General features: G+C 66.0%; 15 protein-coding genes. 7 read left to right on the top strand and 8 right to left on the bottom strand.

Annotated elements, in window-relative coordinates:
- Positions 1–12 precede the first annotated feature (12 nt).
- Positions 13–1,524: a lysine--tRNA ligase gene (gene lysS / locus WAS25_RS10005; protein ID WP_422311614.1), complete on the top strand. Its 1,512-nt coding sequence runs from the start codon at positions 13–15 to the stop codon at positions 1,522–1,524.
- 65 nt (positions 1,525–1,589) lie between these two features.
- Positions 1,590–2,717, top strand: coding sequence for a DegT/DnrJ/EryC1/StrS family aminotransferase (locus WAS25_RS10000; RefSeq protein WP_422311612.1), 1,128 nt, complete (start codon positions 1,590–1,592; stop codon positions 2,715–2,717).
- A 22-nt stretch (positions 2,718–2,739) separates the two neighbouring features.
- On the opposite strand, the gene WAS25_RS09995 is transcribed toward WAS25_RS10000, so the two are convergent.
- Positions 2,740–3,117 carry a hypothetical protein gene (locus WAS25_RS09995; protein WP_422311610.1) on the bottom strand — a complete coding sequence of 126 codons (378 nt, stop codon included), beginning with the start codon at positions 3,115–3,117 and terminating at the stop codon, positions 2,740–2,742.
- Positions 3,118–3,327: 210 nt separating this feature from the next.
- On the opposite strand from WAS25_RS09995, the gene rplI reads away from it, so the two are divergent.
- From rplI to WAS25_RS09980, 3 genes are all read left to right on the top strand, one after another.
- Positions 3,328–3,780 (top strand): 50S ribosomal protein L9, encoded by a 453-nt coding sequence (gene rplI, locus WAS25_RS09990; RefSeq protein WP_422311608.1) that lies wholly within the window; start codon positions 3,328–3,330, stop codon positions 3,778–3,780.
- 112 nt (positions 3,781–3,892) lie between these two features.
- Positions 3,893–4,192 carry an HU family DNA-binding protein gene (locus WAS25_RS09985; RefSeq protein WP_422311606.1) on the top strand — a complete coding sequence of 100 codons (300 nt, stop codon included), beginning with the start codon at positions 3,893–3,895 and terminating at the stop codon, positions 4,190–4,192.
- 134 nt (positions 4,193–4,326) lie between these two features.
- Positions 4,327–4,959 carry a YqiA/YcfP family alpha/beta fold hydrolase gene (locus tag WAS25_RS09980; protein WP_422311604.1) on the top strand — a complete coding sequence of 211 codons (633 nt, stop codon included), beginning with the start codon at positions 4,327–4,329 and terminating at the stop codon, positions 4,957–4,959.
- Between the two features lie 7 nt (positions 4,960–4,966).
- Here WAS25_RS09980 and WAS25_RS09975 read toward each other — a convergent pair whose 3' ends face one another.
- Entirely contained in the window at positions 4,967–5,878 is a 912-nt protein-coding gene (locus WAS25_RS09975; RefSeq protein WP_422311602.1) for a LysR family transcriptional regulator, read from the bottom strand.
- Between the two features lie 83 nt (positions 5,879–5,961).
- On the opposite strand from WAS25_RS09975, the gene WAS25_RS09970 reads away from it, so the two are divergent.
- Both WAS25_RS09970 and WAS25_RS09965 read left to right on the top strand, forming a co-directional pair.
- Positions 5,962–7,476 carry an aldehyde dehydrogenase family protein gene (locus WAS25_RS09970; RefSeq protein WP_422311600.1) on the top strand — a complete coding sequence of 505 codons (1,515 nt, stop codon included), beginning with the start codon at positions 5,962–5,964 and terminating at the stop codon, positions 7,474–7,476.
- A gap of 156 nt (positions 7,477–7,632) precedes the next feature.
- Positions 7,633–9,360, top strand: a complete 1,728-nt coding sequence (locus WAS25_RS09965; RefSeq protein WP_422311598.1) for an ATP-binding protein — start codon at positions 7,633–7,635, stop codon at positions 9,358–9,360.
- Here WAS25_RS09965 and thiS read toward each other — a convergent pair.
- The 6 genes from thiS to pruA form a co-directional block, all read right to left on the bottom strand.
- Complete coding sequence (thiS, locus tag WAS25_RS09960) at positions 9,347–9,544, bottom strand: sulfur carrier protein ThiS (protein WP_422311596.1); 198 nt, start codon at positions 9,542–9,544, stop codon at positions 9,347–9,349. The two genes, WAS25_RS09965 and thiS, sit on opposite strands and share 14 nt — an antisense overlap.
- Before the next feature lie 58 nt (positions 9,545–9,602).
- Positions 9,603–11,828 carry an aldehyde ferredoxin oxidoreductase family protein gene (locus WAS25_RS09955; protein WP_422311594.1) on the bottom strand — a complete coding sequence of 742 codons (2,226 nt, stop codon included), beginning with the start codon at positions 11,826–11,828 and terminating at the stop codon, positions 9,603–9,605.
- A 13-nt stretch (positions 11,829–11,841) separates the two neighbouring features.
- A complete protein-coding gene (locus WAS25_RS09950) occupies positions 11,842–12,264 on the bottom strand; it encodes a 4Fe-4S binding protein (RefSeq protein ID WP_422311592.1) in 423 nt (140 codons plus the stop codon).
- Positions 12,265–12,373: 109 nt separating this feature from the next.
- Positions 12,374–13,492 carry an ABC transporter ATP-binding protein gene (locus WAS25_RS09945; RefSeq protein ID WP_422311590.1) on the bottom strand — a complete coding sequence of 373 codons (1,119 nt, stop codon included), beginning with the start codon at positions 13,490–13,492 and terminating at the stop codon, positions 12,374–12,376.
- Positions 13,489–14,187: an ABC transporter permease gene (locus WAS25_RS09940; RefSeq protein ID WP_422311588.1), complete on the bottom strand. Its 699-nt coding sequence runs from the start codon at positions 14,185–14,187 to the stop codon at positions 13,489–13,491. Before WAS25_RS09940 ends, WAS25_RS09945 begins: the two co-directional genes overlap by 4 nt.
- 8 nt (positions 14,188–14,195) lie before the next feature.
- Positions 14,196–15,827, bottom strand: coding sequence for an L-glutamate gamma-semialdehyde dehydrogenase (pruA, locus tag WAS25_RS09935; RefSeq protein WP_422311586.1), 1,632 nt, complete (start codon positions 15,825–15,827; stop codon positions 14,196–14,198).
- Positions 15,828–15,830 lie beyond the last annotated feature (3 nt).

Here is a 15,830-nt window from a genome sequence, read left to right as displayed (position 1 = left end):
GCCGGAGTCCCCATGCAGCCCAACCAGTACCGCGATGTGCGCCTCGAGAAGCTGGAAAAGCTGAAAGCCCTCGGCGTGGAGCCCTGGCCGCGGAAGGCAACGCGCACCCACGGCATTGCCGAGCTGGCCGCGACCTATGCCGATGCCGAAGCCTGGCCCAACGAGAAGCTGGAGGGCCTCGGACTCACCATATCGGTCATGGGCCGCATCCTCACCATCCGCGAGATGGGCAAGAGCGTCTTCGCGCACCTCACCGAGAATGGCGAGAAGATCCAGGGCTTCTTCCGCATGAACGACCTGTCCGAGACCAGCTGGGAGACCATCAAGCTCCTGGACATGGGCGATTTCATCAGCATCACGGGCCCGCTCATGCGCACCAAGACCGGCGAACTGAGCGTCAGGGTGAAGGAGATCCAGTTCCTCAGCAAGGCCCTGCTGCCCCTGCCCGAGAAGTGGCATGGCCTCCAGGACAAGGAGCAGCGCTACCGGCAGCGTTACCTGGATCTCGTATCCAACGGCGACGTGCTGAAGACCTTCCAGACCCGCTCGCGCATCGTCAGCGCCGTGCGCCGCTTCATGGAGGACCAGGGCTACCTGGAAGTCGAGACGCCCATGATGCAGCCCATTCCCGGCGGCGCCACGGCCCGGCCCTTCATCACGCACCACAATGCCCTGGACATGCAGCTCTACCTCCGCATCGCGCCGGAGCTCTACCTCAAGCGGCTCATCGTGGGCGGCTTCGAGAAGGTCTTCGAGATCAACCGGAACTTCCGGAACGAGGGTCTCAGCGTCCGCCACAATCCCGAGTTCACCATGATGGAGATGTACGAAGCCGGCAGCGACCTGCGTGACATGATGGCCCTCACGGAGAACCTGCTGTCCTCCGTGGCGCGGGACGTCATGGGCTCCGAGCGACTGCCCTGGGGCGAGCTGGAGATCTCCTACGCCGCGCCTTTCCGCCGCCTCGCCATGAAGGACGCCATCGCCGAGTTCGGTGGCGTCGATCGGCATCTACTGGAAGACGGCGACAGCGTGCGGGCCCTTGCCAGGACTGTGCACGTCGAGGACGTGGACAAGAAGACCGTCGGCTTCCTGCTGGGCGACCTCTTCGAGCACCATGCCGAGAAGCAGCTCATCCAGCCCACCTTCATCACGGACTATCCCATCGAGCTGTCGCCCCTCACCAAGACCCTGGAGGGCGACGACCGATTCGTGGACCGCTTCGAGCTGTTCATCGGCGGCATGGAGATCGCGAACGCCTACTCCGAGCTGAATGACCCCGTCGACCAGATGGGCCGCTTCCAGGCCCAGATGGATGAGCGCGAGGCGGGCAACGACGAGGCCATGCTGCTGGACCAGGACTTCATCACCAGTCTGGAGCACGGCTTCCCGCCCTGTGGCGGAGAAGGCATCGGCATCGACCGGATGGTCATGCTGCTCACCAACAGCGCCAGCATCCGCGACGTCATCCTCTTTCCCCTCATGCGCCCAGTGAAGCCCCAGGAAGCCGGGGAGCCCGAGTAGCCGTCCGATGTGACGGAATCTCGCTTGACCCGCTGGCATACTTGAAAACCCGATTTGGAGGTCCCATGCCCGTCCCGATGCTTGAACTCGCGCCGCAGAACGCCGCCGTCAAGGCGAAGGTGCTGGAGGGGCTCTCGGGCCTCATCGACCGCTCCGCCTTCATCCTGGGTGAGAACGTGAAGGGGCTCGAGGCCGAGATCTCCGCCTACGCGGGCGCGGCCCACGCGGTGGCCGTGTCGAGTGGCACCGATGCCCAGCTGGCGGCCCTCATGGCCCTCGACATCGGCCATGGTGACGAGGTCATCGTTCCCAGCTTCACGTTCTTCGCCACGGCGGGCGTGGTCTCGCGCCTGGGTGCCAAGCCTGTCTTCATCGACCTGGAACCTGCCACCTTCAACGCCACGGGCGCCTTGGTGGAAGCCGCCATCACGCCGCGCACCAAGGCCATCATGCCCGTCCACCTGTTCGGCCAGCTGGCCGACATGCCCAGCATCATGGCTGTGGCCAAGAAGCACGGCCTGCCCGTGGTGGAGGACGCTTGCCAGAGCCTGGGCGCCAAGGGATGGGGCAAGTCCGCCGGCCAGTTCGGCGACATGACCGCCTACAGCTTCTATCCCACCAAGAACCTGGGCGCTTTCGGCGATGCGGGCATGACCGCCATTCGCGACGACGCCGCACTGGCCGCCCGGGTACGCCGCATCCGCGTCCATGGCATGGAGCCCGTCTACATGCACCACGAGGTGGGCATGAACGCCCGCATGGACGAGTTCCAGGCCCTGGTGCTGCGCGCCAAGCTGCCCATGCTGGACGGCTGGCACGAGGGGCGCCGCCGGCACGCCGCCTGGTACCTGGAGCGCATGAAGGGCCTGACCGCCGACGAGGCGGTGTTGCCCCTGGAAGTGGTGCCCGATGGCCGGCACATCTACAACCAGTTCACCATCCGCGTGAAGGGCGGCAGGCGGGACGCCCTGCAGGCCCACCTGAAGGAGCGCGGCATCGGCAGCGCCATCTACTACCCCATCTGCCTCCACGAACAGTCCTGTTTCAAGGACCTGGGCTACAAGACAGGTCAGCTGCCCGAGTCCGAACTGGCGGCCAAGGAAGTGCTCAGCCTGCCGGTCTATCCCGAGATGACGGAAGCCATGCGGGAAGAGGTGGCCACGGCCATCCTTGGGTTCTTCGGGAAGCAGTAGACGACGACTCCCCCAGACAGCATCACTGCTGAGAGGCCGTGGCCGCGTCCACCCATGTATTGATGGCATCCTGGGCGGCATCTTCCACGCCCAGGAACTGGATGCCGATGCCGACCATCTCCATGGGGTCGGTGGCCGGGCGACCGCCCAACACGTAGGAGACGGCTGCAATGATCGGGGCCTTGGGCAGCTCCGCATGCAGCAGCACCAGGTTCTCCAGGACCGCGCCCCGCTCGAAGAGCCGGGCATCCCGGGCGCCGACCAGGGCGAAACAGCCCCCCGGGCTCAGGTTGGTGATGCGCACGTCCTGGTAGGTGTGTCCCTTGAGCAGAAAGGAGATGCTGAACTCCGGGCCGACGATGATGCGTCGTGTATCGCGTCGATCGGCATAAGTGCTCATCCGGGCTCCACGGAACGGGAAATCGTTGCTTGGGTATCGTCTGCTCCCAGGATAAACTGGATTTTCTGATCGGCCTGAACCCATCGGGGGACAGGGCAGGTTCCCAAGGACCTGACCCTGACGGCGCAGGACGCCGTCTCACCCACGCGGGGACAACGCGAGTTTCATGCGCTGGCCGCCACCAAACCCACTTCCCCCCTGGGAGAACCCATGGAAATCCTTCTGATCGAGAACGTTCCGCACCTGGGCGTCCGCGGCGATGTCGTGAACGTCAAGGACGGCTACGCCCGTAACTTCCTGCTGCCCCGCAAGATGGCCCTGCCCGTCACCGCCGGCAACAAGCGCCAGATCGAGCTCGAGAAGGTCCGCGCAGAGAAGCTTCGCGCCAAGGAACTGGCCGATGCCAAGAGCCTGGCCGAGAAGCTCGAAGCCATCAGCCTCGCCGTGGCCAAGAAGGCCGGCGAAAACGGTCACCTCTTTGGCTCCGTCACCAATGCCGACGTGGCCGAGCTCTTCAAGGCCAAGGGCTTCACCCTCGACCGCCGCGACATCACCGTGCCCCACATCAAGGATGCGGGCACCTACGTGATCGACGTCCGCCTCTACAGCGGCGTCCACGCCAAGGTCAACCTCGAGGTCAGCGCCGCCGCGGCTGCTGAGTAACCCACCGTCCTCCCCATCCCTTCGGTGGCCGGCCCCTGTGGGGAACCCGGTCATCACAGGTCTTTCCGCGCCGCCGGGAAGCCTGCCCAACCCATTCCAAGGAGTCCCTTCCATGGCCAAGAGCACCTCCAAGCCCGATACCCTCGGCATCGCTGAACTCGCCGCCAACCTCGCCGAGGCCCAGGACCTGTCCAAGGCCCGCGCCAAGTCCATCCTGGACGGCGTCCGCGACCACATCGTCGAGACCCTCCTCACCGGTAACCGCGTCAACCTCTTCGGCCTCGGCACTTTCGAAGTGCGCGCCACCAAGGAAAAGATGGGCCGCAACCCCAAGACCGGCGAGAGCATCAAGATCCCCGCCGGCCGCAAGGTCGTCTTCAAGACGGCAAAAGGGCTGAAGGATCAGATGTAGGTTTCAGTCCTGCTGCAATCCTCCGGTTTGCAGTCAGCAACAGGCCGCCGTAAGGCGGCCTGTTGTCATTTGAATGCTGGCAACTCACGCCGGGTCGCACAGCGATCTGGCGTAGAGCCGGGCATCATGAACCCATGACGGCACTGATGTACCTCCACGGCTTCTCCTCGTCCCCGGGCGGGAACAAGGGCACCTACTCCCGGCGCTGGGCCGAGGCGCGTGGCATCCCCTTCCACGCGCCGGACCTGAACCTGCCCACCTTCGAGAGGCTCACCCTCACGGCGCAAGTGGAAGCAGTGGAGGCGCTGCTTCGAACGCTGCCGGAACCGCCCGTGCTCGTGGGCAGCTCCCTCGGCGGCTTCATCGCCACGGCGGTGGCCCATCGCGGTGCCGCCCTCCGCTCCATGCTCCTGCTGGCCCCCGCCATCCACTTCGCTCGGCGCCGAATGAGCCACGCTGCCTGGGCCGCCTACCGGGAGCGGGGGGAGCTGGAGGTCTTTCATTACGGCGCAGGACGGCCGCTGCGCCTGGGGCCGGAGCTGCAGAAGGACCTTCCGAACTGGATGGACGATGATGCCTGGCAGATTCCGGTGCCCACCGTGATCCTGCATGGCCGCCACGACGAAGCCGTGCCCCTGGCCGAGAGCGAAGCCTACCGGGACCGGAACCTGGGGACAGTGCTGCATGTCCTCGAAGATGACCATGGCCTGCTGAAGCCGGCTTCCCTTGAGTGCCTGGAGCATGAGCTGGAGGCGGCGTTCCGTTGATGACCGCTCACGACCCGAACTCCTCCGGGCTCAACCCCTGCAGGTACCGCGTGAGCAGCTTTTGCTTCTCGTGGCCGGCCTTCACCTTCTTCTGGTAGATGGAGAAGCGGTCCTCGGTGGGGCGCACGGCGGGGAAGAGGGCCACGAGGTCCCCCCGCTGGAGCTCGCCCAGCACGCTGTAGCGGGGCACCAGGAGGGCGCCCATGCCTTCGACGGCGGCATGGATCATGGCGCGGATGTGGTCCACGGCGATGATCCGGTCCAGCTGAGGCTGCTCGTGGTCGGGCACGGCCATCAGGAAGCGGTTCCACCAGGCGCCGGCCTTGTCCAGGGAGAGCACGGCCCCACGGGAGAGGTCCGCCGGCACGCGCAGCCGGTAGGCCTTCTTGAACGCCTTGGAGCAGGCCACCACGTAGGTCTCCCTGAACAGGGGCGACTTCCTCAACGCGGGTAGGGGGTGCTCCTGGCAGTCGATGATCAGGTCGAGGTCGTCCCTCAGTAGCGGCCCCAGGAGGTCGTGACTCAGGGTGAAGTCGATCTCCAGGCCCGGATTCGCGGCCAGGAACGGCTGCATGTGCTTCATGAGGATGCTGCTTCCGAACTCCACGGTGGTACCCACCCGGAGCCGCCCCATGGCGAGGGACTGGTGCCGCCGAAGGTCCTCCGCGGCCGCGTCCAGGGTGGCGAAGGCCTGCTCGCAGGCCAGGTAGAGCCGGCGGCCCTCCTCGGTCAGGCCCAGCTCCCGGCCCCGGCGGGCCAGGAGGGGAACTCCCGCCAGAGACTCCAGCTTGGCCATGGCGTGGCTGACGGCCGACTGGGTCCGGTGGAGCTTCCGGGCACAGGCCGTGAAGCCGCCCGTCTGGGCCAGTGTGTAGAAGGTGCGCAACTGGGGCAGGTCGAGCAGGGCGTCCATGATCATGAATCATATTCATGTTGATCGTGAATCGAATGAATTTCTTAATTGAAACAAAAATAGATACAAATGAAACCAGGAGGATGGCCATGCAGAAAATCCTGAAGTCCCTGGGCATTTCGGACGTGAATCCCGGCGGGTTCGCCGGCGAGTGGGTGGGTGGCGGCAAGACCCAGACCGTGGTCTCCCCAATCAACGGCGAGACCCTGGCCACCGTCGCCAACGTCACTCCCCAGGAGTTCGACGCCATCCTGGCCAAGAGCCACGCGGCCTTTGCCGCCTGGAAGCTGGTGCCCGCCCCCAAGCGCGGCGAGGTGGTGAAGGCCATTGGCGATGAACTGCGCCGGAACAAAGCGACCCTGGCCGAGCTGGTCACCCTCGAGATGGGCAAGACCCTGCGCGAGGGCCTGGGGGAGGTCCAGGAGATGATCGACATCTGCGACTTCGCCGTGGGCCTTTCCCGTCAGCTCTACGGGCTCACCATGCCCAGCGAACGGCGGGGCCATCGCCTCCAGGAGCAGTGGCATCCCCTCGGCGTGGTGGGCGTCATCACGGCCTTCAACTTCCCCGTGGCCGTCTGGAGCTGGAACACCGCCATCGCCCTGGTCTGCGGCGACACCATCCTGTGGAAGCCCTCGTCCAAGACACCCCTGACGGCCATCGCCTGCACGAAGATCGCCGAGAAGGTGCTCCGCGACTTCGGCTTCGATCCCGCCATCTGCAGCCTGGCCATCGGCCGGGGCAGCGACATCGGCGACCTCATCAACACCGACCCGCGGGTGGCGCTGGTGTCCTACACCGGTTCGGTGCCCGGCGGCCGGCATGTCGGCAAGCTGGTCCAGGAGCGCTTCGGCAAGCACATCCTCGAGCTGGGCGGCAACAACGCGGTCATCGTGAGCGAGAAGGGGGACCTGGAGATCGCCCTGCGCGCCATCTACTTCGGCGCCATCGGCACCTCGGGCCAGCGCTGCACCTCCACTCGCCGCGTCATCGTCCACGAGTCCATCTACGCAACCTTCACGGAACGCCTCCAGGCCCTCTACCGCCAGACGCGCATCGGCGATCCCCGCCTCAACGAGAACCTCATGGGCCCTCTGGTGGACGCCCAGGCCGTCGCCACCATGGAGGAGGCCATCGGCAAGGTGAAGGCCGGGGGCGGCAAGGTGCTGCTGGGCGGCGAGCGCCTCCCCCATGCCGGCGGCTGCTACATCACGCCCTGCATCGTGGAAGTGCCGGGCAACATCCCGATGGTGCAGGAGGAGACCTTTGCGCCGGTGCTCTACCTCATGAAGTACCGCACCTTCGAGGAGGCCATCGCCCTCCAGAATGGCGTGCCCCAGGGCCTCTCCAGCGCCGTCATCACCAACGACCAGCGGGAGAGCGAACTGTTCCTCTCGGTGGCGGGTAGCGACTGCGGCATCGCCAACGTGAACACGGGCACGAGTGGCGCGGAGATCGGCGGCGCCTTCGGCGGCGAGAAGGAGACGGGCGGGGGCCGCGAGAGCGGGTCAGATGCCTGGAAGGTCTACATGCGCCGCCAGACCAACGCCATCAACTTCAGCGGCCAGGTCGAGCTAGCCCAGGGCATCACGCTGGAGCTCTGAACCAGTTCGTGCGAGGCGGGAAGGGGGGCTCAGGCCCCCCTCCTGTTTTTAAGGAGACCCAGCTGCGGTGCCGCTAAGCTCAGTGCCACCTTCCTGATGAGACCCACCTTGACCGGGCCGATCCCCCCAGACCCATCCACGCACCCAACTCGCAGCATGAGCCCCGGGCCCGTGGGTCGAGTCGCGCACCTCGACGGTGGCAGGTGGGCAAGGCCCATCCTGGTGGGGGCCTGGCTTCTGGTGGTGGCGGCACACTGGGTCGCTTCCCCGGACCAGCGAAGCCTCATCTGGAACCTTGGTTACCTCCTCATCGAGGTGCTTGCTTTCGCGAGCCTCGGCTACCGGGCCTTGCGGACAGATCGCCATGAGCGGCTGGCTTGGCAGTTGCTGTGGGCCTCGGCCCTCCTGGATGTCATCAACATCGGCCTGTGGATCCCAGCGGCCTTCGGTCACCCCGTCACTGGGACATCCAGCCTGTTCAAGCTTCTCAGCCTTGGGACCGGCCTCCTGGTGCTGGGGGCGATCCTGAGCTTCCCCCGAGGTCGTTCAAGGGCCGGGGCGGAACGCCGACGCACCTTGGACGGTCTCCTCTTTGCTGCATCGGTCCTGTTCCTCCTCTGGGTTGCAGGGGTCCACGGAGCCCTGCGCTCTCCGAACCATGACCTGAGCCTGCGGGTCCTGGTGGCCTACCTGAACGCGGCCCTGATGGGGGGCGGCCTGGTCTTCATGACCTCCAGCCAGCCCCACCGGTTCAGGGGTCCGCTGGGCTGGCTCGGTGCTTCGGCCCTGGCCTGGCTGGTGGTGCTCTCCGGCTGGGCCCTGGCGGGTCTGCCACTTGCCCCGCAGTTGCTGTGGTGGTGGCCGCTGGTCGGGTGCATCCCCTTGTTCCAGGGTCTGGCCGCCTGGTCGCCGACCCCTGAGGAGGCCTCCGCCACACCCGGAACGACCGGAAGGCTCACGCGACTGCTCCCCTACTTCCCCGTCGTCGGGGCCCTCGGGGTCATGGCCGTGCTCATCCTCCGGGCGCCGCTCTACCTCGTGCGGGGCGCCTCCGGCATCTTCCTGGTCATGGTTGTCCTGCTCCTGCTCCGGCAGCTCCAGGCGGTGGAGGACCTCGAGGCGGCCCGGCGGACCCTCGAGGACCGGGTGCGCGACCGGACCCAGGTCCTGGAGCAGGCCCAGCAGACCCTCATCCGGACGGAGCGCATGAATGCCCTGGCCATGATGGGGGCGGGGCTCGCGCATGATCTCAACAACCTGCTCGGTGCGGTGAAGAGCTCGGCCGACCTGGCGGTCATGAACCTGGAGGAGGGCGTTCCGCCTGGACCCACGGAATTGAACCGCATCGCCATGGCCGCGGATCGCGCCGCCCTGCTCACCCGGCGGCTCATGGAGTTCGCCCGGCGGGAGGAGGAGGCGTTGCAGCCGCTGGACCTGGGCCGAGAACTGCGCGGCATGGAGGTGACCCTCAGCCTGCTCCTCCCCCGCTCCGTGAACCTGGTCATCGACGTCCCCCTGGAGGACGTCCTGATGGTGAAGAGCTCCACCCTCCGGCTGGAGCAGATGATGGTGAACCTGGTGGCCAATGCCCGGGACGCCATGCCCACCGGCGGCTACCTCGGCATCCAGGTCATCCGTGGTGGCGACCATGGGGAGAAGGCCTTGATCCAGGTGATCGATTCCGGGACCGGCATGCCCCCTGAGGTCCTGGCCAGGATCTTTGATCCCTTCTACACCACCAAGGGGCCCGGCAAGGGCACCGGCCTGGGGCTCTCTTCGCTCAAGGCCATGGTGGAGGAGAGCCGGGGCGAACTGGAGGTGGAGAGCGAGCCCGGTCTCGGCACCCGCTTCCGCATCCTGCTGCCGCTGGTCAGCCCCCGCTGATGAGGTGGATGACCTTGACCACCGCCCCGTCCGGGATGGTGGTCGTGTCGTAGTCCTTCTTCGGCACCAGCGTGTCGCCGAGGTGGATGACCAGCATGGGGAAGCGGTAGTTGCGCGCCTTCAGGACATCGCGGACGGTCATGCCCGGGTGCCAGTCCAGCGGTTCCTCGTTCACGATGATCATGGTTGCCGCCTCTGGATGCGGGCAGGAAGCAGATCGGCCGCTGTCGCGGCCGATCGTCCTACAGGTGCTGCTTCACGACTTCGACGACTTCGGGGAAGGCGTCGAGGCCCAGTTCCTTCAGGCGCGCCAGGGTGGGCACGCCATTGAGGGTCCAGCCCCGGCGGGTGTAGACGCTGTCCATGAGCTTGGAGAAGCGGCCGGTGCGCCACTCGCGGTGCAGGGCCATCTTCTCCTCGGTGGTCTTGCCCTTGGGCTCGAGGCCCATCTCGGTGACGAGCTGCTGGTCGTAGCGCTCGGCGCGGGATTCGTACTCTTCCTTGGTGACCGGGCCCAGGGAGCGGTAGGGCGCGGCATCGTGCAGGCGCAGGCCCTTGCCCATGCGGATGTTGAACACGCGCTGGAAGTTGTAGACCTTGGCGGACTGGACGATCAGGTCCTCCTTGGTGATCTTGATGCCCGTGGTGGCGCTGAAGAGGTCCACGTAGTTCTGCACGTGCTCAGGCACCTTGTGGGCTTCGGGCTGCTCGGAGTTGTTGGCGGGCACCACGTCGTTCCAGGGCAGCTTGCAGAAGCCGTTGAGTCCGAACCAGGTGCGGAACAGGGGGAAGTAGTAGAGCGCCTCGGCCTTGTCCTCGAAGGTGGGCAGCTGCTTGTTCACCATGTCCATGAAGATCAGCCAGGCTTCGTCGTGCTGGGGGCCCTTGTTGGTGAGGGCGTAGCCGCCCTGCTGGGCCAGCGATTCCTTCGACATGTACTGGGAGTACTCGAGGCCCTTGTTCTCCATGCCGATGTCGTTGATGAGCTGCGGATCGCCCCAGCCGTTGGCGATGAAGTGCTCCTTCATCTTCTTCACGCCCATGCCGGCGATCTTGCCGAAGCCTTCGCCCCGGGCCATCTGGTGCATCATCTCGAGGTCGGCCTCGGCGTTGCCCCAGACCATCTCCAGGCCGCCCGTGCGCTCCTTGTTGAGGATGCCGCGCTGGTAGCACTCCATGACGAACGCGGTGAGCGTGCCGTAGGTGATGGTGCAGATGCCGTAGGTGTCGCAGTAGAAGTTCAGCTCGAGCAGGTAGTCGGGGTCGAAGACGCCGCAGTTGGAGCCAAGTCCCGCCGCGTTCTCGTACTCAGGCCCGTCCACCGAGACCATGTCACCCGCATAGGGTCCGGTCTTGAGGACGAGGCCATCGGCGCCCTTGGCGCAGGCCATGGAGCAGCCGTACCAGCAACCGTCCACGGTGGCCTGGGTCAGGCGCTGCTGCCAGTAGGCGGAGTCGATCTTGTGGGTGTCGGGGTGGGAGCCGTACTGGAAGTTGTGGACCGGCAGCAGGTCGTAGGCGTCCATGATCTCCACGATGTGCGCGGTGCCGTTGCGGCGCATCATGCACTGGGTGCCGTCGTTCTCCCGGATCTCCTTGTGGTATTTCACGCCGGTCTTGGCGATGGTCTCGGGATCCACGGGGTGGTTCATGTCGCCCGCGACCTTGGGGCCGCGGATCACCAGGGCCCGGATGCGCTTGTTCCGGAACACGGTGCCAATGCCGCCCCGACCCGCCTGCTTGAAGCGCACACACTTGCGGCGGCGGTCGTAGAAGGAGAAGTTCAGCATGCCGATGAGGCTGTGCTCGGCGGCGGCGCCCGTCGAGACCACGGAGATGTTCGGCAGGTCTGCCTCATTCTCGGCGTACATGTGGGTGAGGATTTCTCCAAGCACATGGCTGTCCACGGGATCGGTGGGGGCCTCCTCGATGCGGATGATGCCCCTCTGGCCATCGATGAACAGGATGACGTCCTTGTCGGACTTGCCCTGCAGCTCCAGCGCGTCGAAGCCCGAGAACTTCAGCAGGGGGCCGTAGAAGCCGCCCACGTTGGAGTCGATGGGAATGTCGGTCTGGGGCGAGAGGCTCACCACCAGGGACTTGCCGGTGCCCGCGTACTGCGTGATGCCGCACACGGGGCCGGGGCTGATGACGATCTCATTCTCGGGATCGTTCCAGCGCGTGGTGGGCTTCACGGCGTTCCAGAGGTGGTAGAGGCCGAAGCCGCGGCCGCCGATGAAGACGTCCTTCATCTGCTGGGTGACGGGCTTCTCCTGGATGTCCAGGGAGCCCACGTTCACATAGAGGGTGCGGTTGGTGTAGCCCTTGTCCGGCAGGCTGGGCGTGTAGGTGATCTCCTTCAGCACCTTGTGCGCGGCCTTGATGGCCTCGAGCCCGTCGAGGTACTCGGTGCGCTTGGTGTAGTCGATGTTCATCACCTTGCTGGGATCGAAGACGAGCTGGCTCATGGGCTTCCCTTTCTCAGATGATCCGGACGGGCGGCTCGGGGACGTCCACGATGGAGAGGGCGCCGTGGGGGCAGACCTTCACGCAGACCCCGCAGGACGTGCACTTGTGCGGCGTGATCCAGTCCGAGTTCCGCATGAAGGCGTCCTTCTCGCAGAAGCCGATGCACATGTAGCAGCCCACACAGATCTTCTTGTCGATCATCACGACGCCGAGCTTGTTGCGCTTGAGGGCCTCCGTGGGGCAGACCACCACGCAGTCGCCGCACTGGTCGCAGAGGATGGCGTGACCGCCACCGTCCTCGTAGGCCTTGATCTGCAGGGCGGCCTGGGCGGGATCGTCCACCTTGAAGACCTTGATCGCACACTCCAGCTCGCACTCGTGATTGCAGTTGCGCCCTGCATCACACTTCTGGAAATCGATGACCAGCTGTTTCATGGCGCTCGCGTCTCCGGACGGGTCGGGGGGACAAAAACCAATCAGGGATGGCCTGGCCATCCCCTTGTCGAGGCTAGTCCCGGGCCGTTATCCGGGCAATGGATACCGGTCACACTTCGGGGCCGAGTCCTTCCGCGCGGATGAGGTGCACGGAGGTGGCCTTGAAGCAGGCCACCACGGAGCGGCCCGGCCGAAGTTCCAGTTCCGACAGGGATTGGGCCGTGACGTAGGCCGTGAGGAAGAACCCGCAATCCAGCTCGATCTTGAAGAAGGGACCCCGGGGTATGACCTTGGTCACAGCCCCGGGAAAGGCGTTCCGGGCGCTGCTGGTGTTGTCGGAGTGTAAAGACAGGGCCACGTGCTCAGGCCGAACTCCCACCAGGACGGTCTGGCCGGGTTCGGCCTCCCCCAGGGCCACGACCTCGCCGCCACCGGTCCCCTTCCGGATCCGCAGGGTGAGCAGGCCCTCCCGGCAGTCGGTCACCTGCCCCTTGAGCAGGGTCTCCATGCCGACGAAGGCTGCGACGAAGGGATCTTCCGGGTGGTTCGTGACCTTCCGGAGGCCTCCCCGCTGGATGATCCGGCCCTCTCGCATGACCGCCAGCCGGTGCGCGAGGCGGGCGGCCTCGCCCTGGTCGTGGGTGGCGATCACGGCGGTGGTGCCGGTCTCGGCCAGCAGGTGGCCCAGGTCCCCGGTGAGCTCTTCGCGGGCCTGGGGGTCCAGCGCGGCAAAGGGCTCGTCCAGGAAGAGGATCTCCGGGTTCAGCACGAAGGCCCGGGCGAGGGCGGTGCGCTGGGCCTCGCCCCCGGAGAGCTGACGGGCAGGGCGATCCAGCAGGGTGCCCAGGCCCAGCCGCTCTGCCCAGGCCACCACCCTGGGCTTCCGCTCCGCGGCGGAGAGGCCGCGCAGTTTCAGCCCTGCGGCAATGTTCTGGGCAACCGTGGCATCGAGCAGGAGCGGGTCTTGGAACACCATGGTCGTGCGGCGGCGGAAGGCCTCCCGGTCGCCCTTGCTCCGGAGGGCCGAGCCCTTGAAGTGCACCGATCCGACCGTGGGGGCCAGGAGGCCCGCCAGGGCGAGCATCAGGGTGGTCTTCCCCGCGCCGTTGGGCCCCATGAGGGCAAGTACTTCGCCAAGGCGAAGGTCCAATTCCGGCACCTCCAGCACCTTCACGGGGCCCCGGTGTACCGTGAGGTCCCGCGCCTCGAGGATCCGCTCCCGGCTCATGACCGCCGCCCGCGCTGCTGGAGGTGGGTGAGCAGCGCATTCACGGAGAAGGCCAGCACCAGCAGCACCAGGCCGAGGGCGATGGCCACGTCGAAGTTGCCCTTGCCGGTCTCCATCACGGTGGCGGTGGTCAGCACCCGGGTCTGGCCCTTGATGTTGCCGCCCACCATGATGGAGGCGCCCACCTCCGAGATCACGCCGCCGAAGCCGGCCATGACCGCGGCCAGCAGCGGAAGCCGCGCCTCCTTGAGGAGCAGCCACACCATCTGCGGCCTGGTGGCGCCAAGGGCCAGGATCTGCATGCGGAGCCCTGGGGGTAGGTGCTGCAGGGCGGCGAGGCTGATGCCCGCGATGATGGGCGAGGCGATGATGGCCTGGGCCAGGATCATGGCCCAGGGCGTGTAGAGGATGCCGAGCGAGCCCAGCGGGCCATTGCGCCACAGCAGGACGGTCACGAAGAGGCCCACCACCACCGGCGGGAGGCCCATGCCCGTGTTCAGCAGCGCGATGACCAGGCGCTTGCCCGGGAACTCGTTCAGGGCCACGGCCACGGCCACCGTCAGGCCGATGGCCAGGCTGATCAGGGTGGCGGACCCGGAGACCTGCAGGGACAGCCAGGTGATCCGGAGGACCTCGGGATCCAGCGTGAGCAGCAGCTCCAGCGCCTTCCGAAGGCCCTCCGAGATCAGGTCCAAAGCAACTCCTATTCAGCTTCCAGGAAGGGGAACTTGATGTCCCGGGGCGGCGTGAAGCTCTCCTTGATGGTGCGCGGGGAGGTCCAGCGGATCAGGTTCAGCAGGCTGCCGGCCTTGTCGTTGGTGCCAGAGGCGCGGGAGCCGCCGAAGGGCTGGTGGCCCACCACGGCGCCGGTGCACTTGTCGTTGATGTAGAAGTTGCCGGCGGTGTTGGCGAGGGTCCGGGTCAGCTGGTTGATGACGTAGCGGTCCCGGGCGAAGATGGCGCCAGTGAGGGCGTAGGGCGAGGTCTCGTCCAGGACCTTGAGGGTCTCATCGAGCTTGGCGTCGTCGTAGACGTAGATGGTGACCACCGGCGCGAAGATCTCCTCCTCCATGGTCACGAACTTGGGATCCGTGGTGAGGATCACGGTGGGCTCGATGAAGTAGCCCCTGGACTTGTCGCCCTTGCCCCCGGCAATGATCTGGGCGTCCTTGGCGTTCCGGGCCAGCTCGATGTACTTCATGGTGCTGTCGAAGGCCTTCTCGTCGATGACGGCGTTGAAGAAGTTCCGGAAGTCGCGCACGTCGCCCATCTTCACGGTGGCAAGCATGCCCAGGACGCGGTCCTTCATCTCGGCCCAGCGCGAGGTGGGGATGTAGACCCGGGAGCAGGCCGAGCACTTCTGCCCCTGGTACTCGAAGCCGGCGCGGACGATGGCGGCGGCCGTTTCCTCGCCGTCGCCGGAGGCGTGCATGAAGATGTAGTCCTTGCCACCGGTCTCGCCCACGATGCGGGGATAGCTCTTGTAGTTCTCCAGGTTGGAGCTGATGGTCTTCCACATGCTGTTGAAGACCCCGGTGGACCCCGTGAAGTGCAGGCCCGCGAAGTTCGGATCTTCGAGGGCGATCTTGCCGATCAGCGGCCCCGGGCCGGGGACGAAGTTGATGACGCCGTCCGGCAGGCCGGCCTCCTTGAACAACTGCATCAGGTAGTAATTGGAGAGAATCGAGGTGGAGGCCGGCTTCCAGACCACCGTGTTGCCCATGATGGCGGGAGCCGTGGCCAGGTTGGCGCCGATGGCCGTGAAGTTGAAGGGCGTCACGGCGAACACGAAGCCCTCCAGGGCCCGGTAGTGGACCCGGTTCCATACGTGGGGATCCGAGACCGGCTGCTGGTGGTAGATGTCTTCCATGAACTTCGCGTTGAAGCGGAAGAAGTCTGCCGTCTCGCAGGTGCTGTCGATCTCCGCCTGGTAGGCGCTCTTCGACTGGTTCAGCATGGTCGCGGCGTTCAGGATGTAGCGGTACTTGGTGGAGATGAGGCTGGCCATCTTGTGGAAGATGGCGGCGCGATCCTCCCAGGGCGTGGCCTCCCAGTCCTTCTTGGCGGCCAGGGCCGCATCGATGGCTAGGCGCACTTCGGCCTCGCCGGCCTCGTGGAAGGTGGCCAGCACGTGCCGATGGTCGTGGGGGCAGACTGCTTTCTGGGTCGTGCCGGTACGGATTTCCCGGCCGCCAATGATGAGCGGGATCTCGATCTCGAGGTCAAACTGCCGCTCGAGCTCTGCCTTCAGCAGGGCCCGCTCCTTCGATCCCGGAGCATAGGGGAGAATGGGCTCGCTGTAGGAATCGGGAAGGCTGAAGATGGCGTTCGACATGGG

This window comes from Geothrix sp. (assembly GCF_049292215.1).
Lineage (GTDB): Bacteria > Acidobacteriota > Holophagae > Holophagales > Holophagaceae > Geothrix.
This window is presented reverse-complemented; position numbering and strand designations above follow the sequence as displayed.

Excerpts from the sequence above, each read along its gene's own strand:
- WAS25_RS10000 (WP_422311612.1), top strand. The coding sequence starts at position 1,590 with ATGCCCGTCCCGATGCTTGAACTCGCGCCGCAGAACGCCGCCGTCAAG.
- WAS25_RS09985 (WP_422311606.1), top strand. The coding sequence starts at position 3,893 with ATGGCCAAGAGCACCTCCAAGCCCGATACCCTCGGCATCGCTGAACTC.
- WAS25_RS09945 (WP_422311590.1), bottom strand. The coding sequence starts at position 13,492 with ATGAGCCGGGAGCGGATCCTCGAGGCGCGGGACCTCACGGTACACCGG.
- WAS25_RS09970 (WP_422311600.1), top strand. The coding sequence starts at position 5,962 with ATGCAGAAAATCCTGAAGTCCCTGGGCATTTCGGACGTGAATCCCGGC.
- WAS25_RS09965 (WP_422311598.1), top strand. The coding sequence starts at position 7,633 with ATGAGCCCCGGGCCCGTGGGTCGAGTCGCGCACCTCGACGGTGGCAGG.
- rplI (WP_422311608.1), top strand. The coding sequence starts at position 3,328 with ATGGAAATCCTTCTGATCGAGAACGTTCCGCACCTGGGCGTCCGCGGC.
- WAS25_RS09955 (WP_422311594.1), bottom strand. The coding sequence starts at position 11,828 with ATGAGCCAGCTCGTCTTCGATCCCAGCAAGGTGATGAACATCGACTAC.
- WAS25_RS09995 (WP_422311610.1), bottom strand. The coding sequence starts at position 3,117 with ATGAGCACTTATGCCGATCGACGCGATACACGACGCATCATCGTCGGC.
- WAS25_RS09975 (WP_422311602.1), bottom strand. The coding sequence starts at position 5,878 with ATGATCATGGACGCCCTGCTCGACCTGCCCCAGTTGCGCACCTTCTAC.
- thiS (WP_422311596.1), bottom strand. The coding sequence starts at position 9,544 with ATGATCATCGTGAACGAGGAACCGCTGGACTGGCACCCGGGCATGACC.
- pruA (WP_422311586.1), bottom strand. The coding sequence starts at position 15,827 with ATGTCGAACGCCATCTTCAGCCTTCCCGATTCCTACAGCGAGCCCATT.
- WAS25_RS09980 (WP_422311604.1), top strand. The coding sequence starts at position 4,327 with ATGACGGCACTGATGTACCTCCACGGCTTCTCCTCGTCCCCGGGCGGG.
- lysS (WP_422311614.1), top strand. The coding sequence starts at position 13 with ATGCAGCCCAACCAGTACCGCGATGTGCGCCTCGAGAAGCTGGAAAAG.
- WAS25_RS09950 (WP_422311592.1), bottom strand. The coding sequence starts at position 12,264 with ATGAAACAGCTGGTCATCGATTTCCAGAAGTGTGATGCAGGGCGCAAC.